Source organism: Dellaglioa algida, from assembly GCF_030127605.1.
Taxonomy (GTDB): Bacteria; Bacillota; Bacilli; order Lactobacillales; family Lactobacillaceae; genus Dellaglioa; species Dellaglioa algida.
The window spans coordinates 19,184-33,315 of the sequence record NZ_JANXLE010000001.1 but is presented as its reverse complement, the minus strand read 5'-3'; the positions used below and the strand labels follow the sequence as shown (position 1 = coordinate 33,315).

The following is a 14,132-nucleotide window of genomic DNA, read 5'->3' as shown; positions in this document are numbered from 1 at the left end:
ATTTATTGGATAAATCATAGAGATGAAAATTACGATTATTTACGCGACTACCTAATCGTCAATAAAGAAATCTTCGTCAATATCAAAAGTAATATATTTGTTTTTGATATTAACACCAACCTTATACTGCAACATTAAATCGCTTAATTGAAGTCCATTTATTAAAACAATATGTTGATTTTTTCCGTATTCAATTGCGTTTGCTGAAAAGTCAGAAGTAGTAATAAAGACTCCTCTGTCAGATCCGACACCACTTAGTGCTCCAACAAAGGCTTGAAGTTCGTTGCGACCTACTTTATTACCGATTTGATATCTCTTAGCCTGTAGATAAACCGTACTTGTACCTAGCGCGTCTTGGTTGATAATACCGTCAATGCCACTATCATTACTCTTCTGGGTAATAATTGCCTCCCCATTTGAGCCTTTGTAACCCATGGTGGTGAGCAAATTAACAACTAATTTTTCAAAAAAATATGGTGTTCCATCTTGGATCCTATCGAGTAAATCAAGACTAATTTTATTATTATACTGATTTATTAGAGAATTTATCGTTTGAAAAGAATCTACATCATCTTCAATATCATTTGAAATAACGTTAATTGGTGAATTGACGTTATTTTTTTTAGCCAATTCTTCTTGATGGCGTAAGTATTTAGGTTGCTCATGAACCATTTTTGCAGTAATTTGGTTTCCAAATTTTTTTAATTGTTGTTTTCCAAGTGGAGTTATTTGGTAAGCACCTCTTTTTGGTCTCTCCAATAAACCAGCAAGAGCCAATTCCGATATAGGCCAAGTCATTCGTGCGTCGATTATATTTTCGGCAGGATTTTTTTTTGATTTAAGATATCGTAATTTATCTGGCAGTGACAGACTATCAACTACCTCGTTTGATAAGATTTTTCTATTTATTGGGGATGACTGGTTATTGACGATTGCTAAAGTGATAGGGAGTAAAGCATCCCATGTTGGTAACCCGTGTTTACATAATTTTAATTTTCGATAATCGCTTGTGGCATTCATTAGATGTGCTCCTCATGTATATAAGTTAATATATGGTAATCTATTTATGATACAACATCAATTGAACGAAGACAAAAGTAGTTACTGAATCGAAATAGTTGACTTTTAAAGTTTACAATTGTAAACTAATCATATAAATTATGGAGGCGATAATGATGGATCATCAGAATATGAGTAACATGGATCATGATAATATGAAAAATATGGACCATCAACATATGGATATGCAAGGGATGGGCCACGATGAAATGAATATGGATGATATGCCTGGCGGACATATGATGCATATGGGAAACTTGAAATTAAAATTTTGGGTATCATTGGTGATGGCAATCCCAATTATTTTAATGACTCCCATGATGGGGCTTAAATTACCATTTCAATTCACATTTACTGGATCTGATTGGGTCGTAACGGCGATTGGGACCGCCCTGTTCTTTTATGGTGGTAAAACGTTTCTAGACAGTGCAAAAATGGAGCTGGCGGATAGAAAGCCAGCAATGATGACACTGATTGCGATGGGTATTAGCGTTGCTTACATATATAGTTTGTACGCGGTAATCATGAATAATATTGTCGACCCAAGTCAGCATGTAATGGACTTTTTCTGGGAACTGGCAACCTTAATTGTGATTATGTTGTTGGGACATTGGATTGAAATGAATGCCATTATGGCAGCGGGCGATGCCGTACAAAAACTAGCAGAACTTTTACCTAAGCAAGCGCATGTAATAGATGGAAATAATGACATTAAAGAAGTTGATTTAACTCAAGTACAAGTAGGAAACGTACTATTAGTTAAAGGCAACGAAACAATTCCGGCAGATGGCTTAATTATTTCTGGTAAAACGAATGTTGATGAAGCGATGATTACCGGTGAGTCAAAACAAGTTGAGAAAACAATTGATGATAAAGTCGTTGGTGGATCAGTGAATGGCAACGGTGAAATTACATTGACTGTTACTGGGACTGGTGAAACGGGATACTTGGCTCAAGTTGTTAAATTAGTTTCAAAAGCGCAATCAGAAAAATCAAATACTGAAACATTAGCTGATAAAGTTGCGGGATATTTATTTTATGCTGCCTTATCTGTCGGAATTTTAGCATTTGTTGTTTGGTTGTTCACAGGAACATTTAGTCAGGCGCTGTCAATTCTTGTGACCGTTCTGGTTATTGCCTGTCCCCATGCATTGGGATTAGCGATTCCGCTAGTTGTTGCGAGAAGTACGTCTCTCTCGGCCAAAAATGGTTTATTGATTAAAAATCGAAATGCCTTAGAAGTTGCACACACAATTGATACATTACTTGTGGATAAAACGGGAACTTTAACAGAAGGTCATTTTGTGGTAACGAACTATAAAACGTATTCAAAAGATTTTTCTGAATCAGAAATTATTGGCTTAATGGCTTCATTAGAACGCGGATCAACGCATCCTTTGGGCAAGGGGATTATTCAAAAAGCAGAAGATTTAAATCTTGAAATTCCAACCGCAAGTGATACACAACAAATTAACGGTATTGGTTTAGAGGGTCATATTAAAGCCAATTTATATAAAATTGTTTCTGAGGCATACGTTAAAAAGAATCAGTTATTAACCGATGAGATGGTTTCAGATAATGAAGGTGATTCTATCAGTTACTTAATTCAAAATGATAAAGTGATCGGGTACGCCGCTCAAGGTGATCAAATTAAACAGGAATCATATGGATTAGTTGAACAATTAACAAAGATGGGTATTAAAACGATCATGTTGACGGGTGATAACCAACACGCCGCTGAAAAGGTCGGTGTCAAATTGGGAATTGAAGACGTTCGCGCTAATTTAATGCCGGAAGACAAAGCGAAAATTGTCGGGCAATTGGAGAGCGAAGGACATAATGTCATTATGGTTGGTGACGGAATTAATGACGCCCCAAGTTTGGCTGGAGCGACAATCGGTATGGCAATTGGATCGGGAACTGACGTTGCTGTTGATTCTGCCGATGTGATATTAGTTAAAAGTAATCCTACGGATATATTAAAATTCTTGACGTTAAGTCGCAACACTAGATTGAAAATGATTCAAAATCTTTGGTGGGGTGCAGGATATAATATTATTGCGTTACCATTAGCTGCCGGTATATTAGCACCAGTTGGCTTTATTTTGAGCCCATTAGTTGGTGCAGTTGTGATGTCATTGAGCACAATTGTTGTTGCCGTAAATGCAATGACGCTACATGATTAGAACGTCAGAATATATTGGTATAATATTAACCTTATTTAGATGATTAACTATTATGAATCTCCTTTTTGGGTCGTTTTTAGACTCAAATGATGGGAGGTTCTTTTTTTGTCTAATTGAATAAAAAAACGTTAATGAAATGTGAAATTACATCAATAATGATAGATATAATACGATATTTTAGACTATGAATATGAACTAGCTAAATTTATAAAAAAAGTTTTTATAAAGCGTTTTAGTGTTGCACACGACATGTAGCCCCATGTAATGCAATCTATAACTTAAAAGACCGAGTTCTATAATTAAATCGTGTGCGATATAAAATAGAAAGCGCATAATAATAATGATATGCTACAAACATAGTAATACAATGAGGTATAAATCTTGAACGACATAAGGGGGTATACATGTGGTAAGCAAAGTAAAAAAAATATTATTTTTAATTGTACTATTCATGTTTGTAGGGGGTATCACTTCGGGATGTGGTAATACAACTAAAAAAACGTCGAGCGAAAGTACAACAAGTAGCAGTCATTCGAAAAAACAAACGGCAAAGAAAATATCTGAGAAATCAAATGCCGTTACAGTTCACGTAAAAGGAAAGTAGGGGGATATAGATGGGCATATTATATAAGGCAATTACAATATTATATATTGTAATGCAAGTTATTTCGTCACCATTATCAGTTATGAATCAAATGAGAAGCGTATCAGCAAAAGCAGTTGAAGGAATTAATGTCTTAGATAGTAAAGATAAGACAATGGAAAAATTAGACGTAACAGAAAAGGGCGAGTACCAGCTTAAAATTAGTGATAGTCGCGTTAACCTAGAAAAAATGGAAATTGAACTACCTGATTTCTTAACGTATAAATCTGCGGATGGGTTAACACAAAATAAAGTAGATTACGCAAAAGATACAAATAAACTGACATTTAATTTAGATGATTATAAAGTCAGCAAAACAATCCTATTAACGTTGGTTGCTAACAAAGGCCAAAGTCAAAAGGGTGACATTGTATTAAAAGATTTTGATGAAAATGGTAAAACAAGTAAAAAAGTAATTAACGCTAAACTGATTTCTGAAAAAGCAACAAAAGAAACGGTTAAAGAAGATAAAACAACAAAAGATGACTCGGCTGAAGCTAAAATGGCTCGAGGCGAAAGTAGTAGTGTTAAAGATATCAAACAAGCAACACGTCAATTACCAAGTGAAGTACCTGATCCACCTAAATCTGACATTGTCCTTACAGATACTTTCCAAGTAATAGAAGGATTTAACTCATACGTTCATAAAACTAATGTGAATGAGGTTGTTATTACAGATGATAAAAAGCAACAAAAGGGTGGACTCTGGTATAAAAATCAAATTGATTTAACTAAAGATTTCGATATGGGAATGTATGTTTTCTTAGGCGATAAAAATCAAGCCAATAAAGGCGCTGATGGAATTACATTTGTGATGCAAAATGATCCTGAGAAATTAAAGGCCGTTGGTGCCATGGGTGCTGGTATTGGTGCATATGGTATGGAATCATACCCTGATAGATATATTAGAAATGGATTGGCACTAGAATTTGATACGTATCGTAATAACGCTGCAACGGTTGGAACAAATGACCAAGATATCGATATGAGCGCTAAAGATTATGGACATATCGCCATCCAAAAAACGCAATCTGTCGCACGTAACCATGAAAATATTATGTTAGGTACTGCTACAAATCAATTAGCTAATAATAAATGGCGTAAAGTAGATATGTCATGGTCTTCTCAAAGTAAAACATTATCGTACACGATTGAAGGATTTGGTAGCAAGACTTACAAAATAGCTAATCCAAACGCTTTATTCGGTGGCGAAAAAGTTTACTGGGGATTTACGGGTTCAACAGGAACTTACACAAATAATCAAGCAGTCGCAATTGATAAATTGCCTGATCAAACAAAATCAACATTGAAAAAAGATGTTAAAAACATCACGAACAAAGATGCTGACTACAAAACAACAACTATTGAGAAAAAAGGCGATATTGTTGAATACCGTTTAGCTTATGAATCTGACAAGGGAAACACGCAAGACTTACTTGCTGCTGAACTTAAAGATGTGCTTGATGGCCGTCATACTTATGTACCAGGATCATTAACAATTGATGGTAATAAACAAACTGACGCGGTATGGAATAACGGAACAATTAAATTGGGTGACGTTACACCGGGAACAAAACGAGATGTTATTTTCCAAGTTAAGGTTGATGGAACTGGGGATATCTTGAATCAAGCGATGTTCTCTTCTAAATACGCTAATCCAGTAGAATCTAATAAGACAACGATTTACAATGGCGATGCCGTTATTACTAAAACAGATGGTGATACGGGCGTACCTTTAAAAGGCGTTAAGTATGTTTTAAAAGATGCTAATGGTAAAGTCATTAAAAGTGACTTAGCAACAAATGATAAAGGTCAATTTGACTTACATTATTTAGAACCAGGTAAATATACTGTTGAAGAATCTTCAGCACTTCCTGGTTACATTAAAGATACAAAGAGCCATAGTCTTGTGATTACTAAAGATCAAAAAACACCAGCTACATTAGATCTTAAAAATTATAAAGAAGTTGTTAAACCTGAATTAACAAAAAGTGTGAGTGTGAAATCAGCAAAATTAGGTGACACATTTACGTACACATTAAAAGTAACAAATCCAAGTTCTAACGGGACTTGGAATGATGTTGTTATGACAGATAATTTAGATACAACTAACTTAGAATTAGTTGCAAACAGTACAACATCAGATGGTAGTGCATTATCTGATGCAACCGTTTGGAACAACAATAAGACATTTACTTATAAAGTAGGTAACTTAAAAGCTGGAGAATCTAAGACAGTTACTTTCAAAGTAAAAGTCATTAACATCCCAGCCAAGAAAATTATTGATAATACCGTTAGCGCAACAGGTAAAGATGCGGCTGGCAAAGAAGTTGCACCAAAAGATGCCAAAGTTACCACGCCTGTTGATTACAAAGACGGTGAGTTAATCTCAACCAAAACTGTAACAGATGAAAATGGTAACAATATTAATGGTAAAGAAGTAAAAGTCGGCGATACAATTCATTTTGATATTAAAGTGAAAAATACGGTCGATAATAGTATTGTAACGAACGTTATCGTTAAGGATTCTTTAATTAAAGCATTCGCCTTTAAAACAGGAACATTAACAGTGACAGACGTTAACGGCGTTAAAAAGACAGTTTCAGATACGAACTTCAAGGGCCAAGACTTATCAATTAACGTTGGAAGTATAAAGGGTCAAGAAGATGTAACTGTTGGATTTGACGTTACAATCACAGAAGATGCGGATGGCGATTTGAAGAACGTTGGACTTGTTACAGGGACAACACCGGGCGGTGAAGTGCCACCAACAACAACGCCAGAAACAGAAAATAACGCACAACCTAAACCAACGCTTAAGAAAGAATCAAATGTAAAGCACATTCTAGGAATGGGCGATAAATATGGATACAGAATTAAAGTTGGTAATGAAAAAGGTGCCGGTATTTGGCATAACGCACAAGTAACTGATAGTCTAGAAACTAAATATTTGGAATATGTTCCAGGTTCAACTAAATTAGACGGTAAATCAGTTTCAGATGCAACCGTTTGGAATAAAGATCGTCTTACAATGCAACTCGGCGATTTAAAGGCTGGAGAGACGAAAACAATTACATTTGAAGTAAAAGTTAAAGAAATTCCAGCAACACAAACAGTTATTCCTAATGTTGCCAAAGCAACAGGTGAGGATAGTAAAGGGAATGCTGTTAATCCACCAGATTCTAAAGTCTTGGTTCCAGTAGATTATAGAGTCGGGGAATTATCAATTGTTAAAACAGTTAGTGATAGTAAAGGAAATAATCTAAATGGGGATATCGTTAAAATTGGCGATACACTTCATTTCGAGGTTACCGTAAATAACATTAGCGAAGTCGGGACAATTGTTAAGGGTATTAAGGTTAAAGATGAATTAATTAATGCCTTTAAATACACGGCAGGAACATTAACAATTACTAAGCCAGATGGTACAGTCGTTAGTGCAGACGATAGTAATTTTAATGGTCAAAAATTAGATCTTGATGCAGGTAATTTAAAAGGTCAGGAATCTCTTACAGTTGGATTTGATGTTACGGTAACACCAGATGCTACTGGAGAATTAGAAAATGTGGCCTTGGTTTCAGGAACAGATCCTGAAATACCAGAAACACCAACACCACCAACAACAAATTATGTTAATCCAAAACCTTCATTACTGAAAACAAGTGATGTTAGTGAAACAACATTAGGCGGGGAAATTGAATATAAAATTTCTGCTAAAAATGCTGTTGAAGCTGGTACTTGGCATAAAGCAAGCATTACTGATAAATTAGATACTGCTTACTTGGAATTAATACCAAATAGCACAATGGTTAATGGTAAAAAAGTTTCTGATAAAGATGTTTGGAAAGATAACGTTTTAAATGTCGCATTGGGCGACGTTGCTAGTGGTAAGGAAAATATTGTAACATTTAAGGTTAAAGTTAAGGCTATCCCAGATAGTAAAGTTGTTAAAAATACAGCAAGTGCAACTGGGGAAGATAGTGAAGGAAACAAAGTAGCGCCACCGGATTCAAGTGTGAACATTCCAATTGACTATGCACCCGGGGCACTGAAGAGTTTAAAAACAGTTTCTGATGCTGATGGTAATAGTTTAAACGGAAAAGAAGTTAAAGTTGGCGATACGTTACACTTTGAGATCAACGTGAAAAACGTTGTTAAAGATAGTATTGTCACAAATGTCTTCATTAAAGATTCTCTAGAAAAAGGATTCACTTATAAGGCAGGTTCACTTAAAGTTAACGCTAATACAGTTAGTGATAACAACGTTAAGGGGCAAGATATCAGCGTTAATGTAGGTGATCTGAAGTACAATGAAGAATCTGTTCTAAGTTTTGATGTTATTGTTAACGATCAAGCTAGTTCAGAAATGAAAAACGTGGCCTTAGTTGGCGGTACAACTCCAGAAGGAGAAATTCCACCAACAACGACGCCTGAAACAAATAACGGCGCAAATCCTGAACCTAAATTAGAAAAGACAGCTAATGTAGAAAAAACGCATTTAGGTGAAACTTTCGAATATACGATTAAGGCAAGTAATGCTAAAGACGCTGCTAAATGGCAAGATGCAGTTGTTAAAGATAACTTGGATGCACGTTACTTAACATATGTTTCAGATACAACAAAAGTTGACGGCAAAGCCGTTTCAGATACAGAGGCTTGGTCAGACAACAAGTTAAATGTTAAGATCGGCGATTTAGGAACAGGAAAATCAGTTTCAATTACATTTAAGGTAAAAGTAATTGCTGTTCCAGAAAATGGCATTGTTCATAATACGACACAAGCTACGGGTACAGATAGTAAGGGTAATGTCGTCACACCACCAGATGCTTCCGTAGATGTTCCAACAGATTTCCAAGATGGTAAACTGAAAATGGATAAAGCTGTTTCAGATGCTAAAGGAAACGATTTGAATAATCACGAAGTAAAAATTGGTGATACCCTCCATTACGATATTACGGCTGAAAATGTCAATGAATTTGGGATGCTTTACAATGTTATTGTTAAAGATGATTTGGTTAAAGGTTTAGAATTTAAAACAGGTACTTTAACAGTTAACGGAAAAGCAGCCGATGACAAAAACTTTAACGGTCAGAACTTAAAAATTAATATCGGTGATTTAAAAGGTAAAGAAAAAGTCGTTATCGGATTTGACGTTACAGTTACTAAAGATGCAGATGGTAAATTGGATAACGTTGCCTTGGGTTCAGGGACAACACCGGGTGGAGAAGTACCAGAAACACCAACACCAGGAACAAAAAATCCAATCAAACCAAACCCATCATTGGAAAAAACGGCAAGTCAATCAGAATTAAAATTAGGCGACACATTCACGTACACAATTACGGCACGAAATGCGGCTGACGCAAGTACTTGGTACAATGCAGTAATTAGCGATACGTTGGATACAAAACATTTGGAATTAGTTTCAGGTTCAACCATTGTAAATGGTAAATCAGTTTCTGATAAAGATGTTTGGAAAAATAATATCTTAACGGCTTCAATTGGAGATTTACGCTCTGATGAATCTAAGGTAATCACTTTCAAAGCTAAGGTCATTTTAATTCCAGAAAATGGAAAAATTGCGAATACGGCTAAGGGTGAGGGTACGGATAAAGATGGTGACAAGATTGTGCCACCTGACGCAACTGTAGAAATTCCAGCAGTTAAAAATCCTGTACCACCTGTAAAACCAGGTGAAGTAACGCCACCAACGAAACCTGTAACACCACCAACAAAACCAGGCGAAGTAGTGACACCACCTGTAAAACCGGGAGAAGTAACACCGCCCGTAAAACCTGGAGTAACAGCACCAGGAACAGTAACACCGGCACCATCACAACCGGGCGTCACATCACCAACAACACAAAAAGAATTGCCACAAACTAATGATGCAGATGGTACATTATTAAGTCTTGCGGGAATCGGATTAGTAGGTTTAGCCGGCTTCGTTATTGCACGTCGCAAAAAAGCTAAAAACTAATCAGTTACAATTTTTAAATAAGTTTCCATAAAAAATAAGCACCCTCGAAATCATTGATTTTGAGGGTGCTTATTTTTTATTTATTAGTCTTTAAAATTATCGTTTTCAACATCCGCTAGGAACGTACTTAAATGATCAAAGTAGACAGGTGCGTTATCAATCATATGATGATGACCGCCTTCAGGAGTTGTTACAAGACGAGCGTGTGGAATTGTTTCTGACATTCTTTTAGCGGTTGCTAGAGGCATTGTTTCGTGTTCACCAAATGTAATTAAGGTTGGAACGGTAATATTTTTGATACGGTCGCGAGTTGACCAATCTTTTAATTTACCGGTAACGACGAATTCGTTATTACCTTGGAAGTAGTTGTAGACAGGTTCGGCCATTGTGCTAACCAAATGAGCAATTTGAGCTGGTTTTTTACGATCAACATAACCGTCATTTAAAATGTCAACGTAGCCTTGGTAACGTGCGTTATCAAGGTCGCCTGTTTTTTCGCATTCTTGCATGTAAGCAAGCGCATCAGCATCTAATTCTTTAGCACGAATAGCGTTAACGTTAGCTAAGTATTCATTAATGTCGTCAGTCATACTTGAGATAATAGCGCCTTTTAAATGGTCACCATATTTCAATGCGTATTCTTGAACAAGAGCGCCACCCCATGATTGACCAATTAAGTAGAAGTTATCTAAGCCTAATTTAACGCGGACTTCTTCAACTTCATCAATAAAGTAATCAATATTAAGGAATTTGTCGACATTCTCTTGTTTAGTGAAATCTGGTTGGTCAGAGTACCATGAACCAAGTTGGTCATACATTGAAACTTGAACGCCAAGAGGAGCTAATTTTTCAGCAAAATTTTCGTAATATTCATGTGTACCACCGGGGCCACCATGGAGACAAAGTAATTGAATATCGCCTTGTCCCTCTGTGTGTGTCCAAAGATGATACCCATTATCTAACGTAATAATTTTCGTTCCATATGCCATATTAATCCACCTAATTTCTTAAGAATAGATTAAGCATAGCACTTTTGAGGTTATTTACCAGAATGAAGGCAATTAAAAAGTCACAATTTGCAATTTATAGACATTTAGTTTAAAGTTATGTTAACTTAAAAAATAAAAAGGTTAACGGTGGATGATGAAAACAAAAGATCAGATTCTTAAAATTTTGTCTGAACGACAAGACAGTATCGTTTCGGGAGAGGCTTTGGCCGAATCGATTGGTGTTTCAAGAACGGCCATTTGGAAGGCAATTAAAGGGCTACAAGAAAATGGTTTTGAAATTCAGACGGTTGCGCAAAAAGGATACATATTGAACGATGGTAACCGTTTGAATCCACAACTTATTTATTCTTATTTAGATAATCAAGAGATACAGGTGGAAACATTCGATGAGTTAAAATCAACTAATCAATTGGCTAAAGAACGTGCTAGCCAACAAGGTAATAATGAACCGCTACTAATTGTGGCAAACGGTCAAACAGGTGGATATGGACGATTTGGTCGAGATTTTGAATCACCGGAAGATACCGGTATTTATATGAGTTATCTATTACGAATTGATCAGCCAATTAAAGATGTTGGACAGCTGACAACGGCCACGGCCATGGCCGTGAGTTATGCATTGGAAAATAAATTAACTATTCAACCGCAAATAAAGTGGGTTAATGACATTTATTATCAAAATAAAAAAATTTGTGGCATTTTAACAGAGGCTGTTACAGATATTGAGACGCAACAAGTGACAAGTCTCGTTATTGGTATCGGACTAGATTTTAAAACGGATATCACAAAATTATCGACTCATTTGCGAGACAAAGTAGGATCGTTGGTAACTGAATCGGGGGACGTTACACGAAACGAATTAATAGCTGAAATAACGAATCAATTTATGACTATTTATCAAGATTATCAATCAGGCGGTTTTATGGATGATTATCGAAAGCGGTCACTTGTAATTGGTAAGACGGTAACTTTAAAAAGTGGTCATCAAGAAATAACGGGCGTTGTTGAAACGATTAGTGATAGTGGACAACTGGTTTTTCGAAATGATGACGGACAGGTTACAAAGTATATGGCAGGAGAAATTATAAAAGTGAACGTGGATGGGATGACACATGGGCAAGAATAATCGGTTGAAGCAATTAATTATTGCGGCGGAATTAGCGGCTGTCATGGGTGTTTTATCGCAACTTATTATTCCACTAGGACCAATTCCGTTGACCTTACAAACGATTTTTATTGGGTTGTTGGCAAGTTTAAGACCGGTCGGAGAAGGAATCAAAACAGTTGGTATTTATCTTTTGCTGGGGTTAATTGGCATACCCGTATTTGCTGGTTTCCACTCAGGACTACTGTCATTAATCGGGCCAACCGGTGGCTATTTATTTGGTTTCTTGATTTACGTTATAGTGACCGGTTTATTTTTAAAATGGTTTGGAAATGGTCGTTGGCAACTGTACGTCGCAAACTTATTGGGTGCTAGCGTTCAATTATTACTTGGTGCCGCATGGTTAATGATTTACCAACAAACAACCATTCAACAAGCATTTTTGATTGGTGTTTTACCATTTATATTTGTTGGTATTCTTAAAGTTGTTTTTGTTTGCGAGTTAGCTTGCTATTTAATACGTAGGTATGAAATAAAAGCCTTGTAGAAAGTTAATTTTAGCTAGATAAATCAACTAACACCGATTCTATAAGTGATGGACTTTAATAACTTAATAAAATAAAAAGAGAGAAACACGTTAATAATTACGTGTTTCTCTCTTTTTATACAGTCAGAAGCAGTTTCAGTTTGCCTTTTTTTCTTGATAACTACGAACTAGTAATATGGCCGTTAAGGCTGTGACAATTAAACAAATGATGAATGAAATTAAAAAGGTGACGTGCATCCCGTAAAGAAAAACGTCTGGACGATTTTTAATATATGTCGTTGTTGTTTGACCGTATTTATGACTCATTGCGGTAAACAAAGAGGTTGTCGCAACGGAAACCCCAATGACCATCCCTAAGCTACGAGACAGAGAATTCATACTACCAGCGACGCCAAGTTGTTTCTGGTCAACGGCACCCATGATAGTCATGTTATTTGGTGATTGGAATAAGGGATTTCCTAATCCAGCAATGGCTACGAAAATAGCAAAGACATAAAGTGGTGTATCCGCATTAATCATGAAGAAACCAAATTGAGAAATTGAGAGAATAATAAGCCCAATTAAAGTGACTAACTGTGGATTGAAACGATCACTTAATGAACCAGCGACCGGTGACATCACAACCATAACTAATGGCCAAAGCATCAAGATGTAACCAGCGATATTAGGCGTTAAACCCAACGTATTTTGAAGATAGAAGGGCGAGATAACGTTGAAGAAAAAATTAGAAATAAAAATCAATAACGCGCCAATTAGGCCAATTGAGAATTTAATATTTTTAAAAATTGTAAACTGAATTAAGGGCATCTCAATTTTATTTTCAATCGTAATAAAAACGATTAGGGAAATTAGAGCGGTTACGAATAAGCCAATGATGGCAGGTTGATTAAAGCCAATTTCTTGGCCAATGAAGATACCAATAAAAAAAGTCGCAATCGTTAACGCGTAAAAAGTAAATCCTAGGTAATCGATTTTTGTTCGCGTTTTAGTGATATCTTTTGGCAAAATAGCTTTACCGACAAGAATAGCAATTACGCCAACCGGGATGTTAATCCAGAAAATATAACTCCACGATAGATGAGCAAGTAAAAGTCCGCCTAATCCGGGACCAGCGATACTACCTAACGAAACGAAAGAACCAATGTAACCCAATGCTTTACCACGTTCATTGTGAGGGAAAACCTCAGTAATAATCCCTGCGTTTGCGCTTAATGTCATACTGGCACCCGTTGCTTGAACGACACGGGCAAAGAGTAAAAAGGGTAGCCCAGTATTGAATCCAGCTAGTATCGAGCCACAAACAAATAGAATGGTACCAATCCGGAAGACACCGATTTTACCATAGGTGTCACCCAATTTACCAAATAGGGGCAATAAGCAACAGATGACAACGAGGTAAATTGAAACGACCCATTCGGATTGATTCATTGGTACATTTAATTCACGGCTCATACTAGGCAGCGCAATATTAACGATTGAACCGTCAAGCGTGGACATGAAGGTAAACAATCCAATGGATGTCAAAATCCACCATTTTCTTTTTTGAATCTCTGGATCTGTAACAAATGCGTTTTGAGTAGCCATGTGTGTTCTCCATTATCT

At 36.2% G+C, this 14,132-nt stretch carries 8 protein-coding genes; 5 read left to right on the top strand and 3 right to left on the bottom strand.

All coding sequences use genetic code 11. The features are described 5' to 3' along the window. Positions 1-51: 51 nt before the first annotated feature. Complete coding sequence (locus N0K73_RS00140; RefSeq protein WP_112250714.1) at positions 52-1,020, bottom strand: restriction endonuclease; 969 nt, start codon at positions 1,018-1,020, stop codon at positions 52-54. A 155-nt stretch (positions 1,021-1,175) separates the two neighbouring features. Between N0K73_RS00140 and N0K73_RS00135 the strand changes: the two genes are divergently transcribed. From N0K73_RS00135 to N0K73_RS00125, 3 genes are all read left to right on the top strand, one after another. Beyond that, complete coding sequence (locus N0K73_RS00135) at positions 1,176-3,245, top strand: copper-translocating P-type ATPase (protein ID WP_404825133.1); 2,070 nt, start codon at positions 1,176-1,178, stop codon at positions 3,243-3,245. A gap of 406 nt (positions 3,246-3,651) precedes the next feature. Next, positions 3,652-3,849, top strand: a complete 198-nt coding sequence (locus N0K73_RS00130) for a hypothetical protein (protein ID WP_057973972.1) — start codon at positions 3,652-3,654, stop codon at positions 3,847-3,849. A 10-nt stretch (positions 3,850-3,859) separates the two neighbouring features. Further along, positions 3,860-9,868, top strand: coding sequence for an isopeptide-forming domain-containing fimbrial protein (locus tag N0K73_RS00125; RefSeq protein ID WP_112250706.1), 6,009 nt, complete (start codon positions 3,860-3,862; stop codon positions 9,866-9,868). An 83-nt stretch (positions 9,869-9,951) separates the two neighbouring features. Here the strand turns inward: N0K73_RS00125 and N0K73_RS00120 are convergent, their stop codons facing one another. Further along, a complete protein-coding gene (locus N0K73_RS00120; RefSeq protein WP_112250704.1) occupies positions 9,952-10,857 on the bottom strand; it encodes a proline-specific peptidase family protein in 906 nt (301 codons plus the stop codon). A gap of 151 nt (positions 10,858-11,008) precedes the next feature. On the opposite strand from N0K73_RS00120, the gene N0K73_RS00115 reads away from it, so the two are divergent. Further along, positions 11,009-12,004 (top strand): biotin--[acetyl-CoA-carboxylase] ligase, encoded by a 996-nt coding sequence (locus N0K73_RS00115; RefSeq protein WP_112250702.1) that lies wholly within the window; start codon positions 11,009-11,011, stop codon positions 12,002-12,004. Next, entirely contained in the window at positions 11,991-12,530 is a 540-nt protein-coding gene (locus N0K73_RS00110; RefSeq protein ID WP_112250700.1) for a biotin transporter BioY, read from the top strand. Before N0K73_RS00115 ends, N0K73_RS00110 begins: the two co-directional genes overlap by 14 nt. Before the next feature lie 135 nt (positions 12,531-12,665). Here N0K73_RS00110 and N0K73_RS00105 read toward each other — a convergent pair whose 3' ends face one another. Next, positions 12,666-14,114 carry an MFS transporter gene (locus tag N0K73_RS00105; protein WP_057973967.1) on the bottom strand — a complete coding sequence of 483 codons (1,449 nt, stop codon included), beginning with the start codon at positions 14,112-14,114 and terminating at the stop codon, positions 12,666-12,668. Positions 14,115-14,132 lie beyond the last annotated feature (18 nt).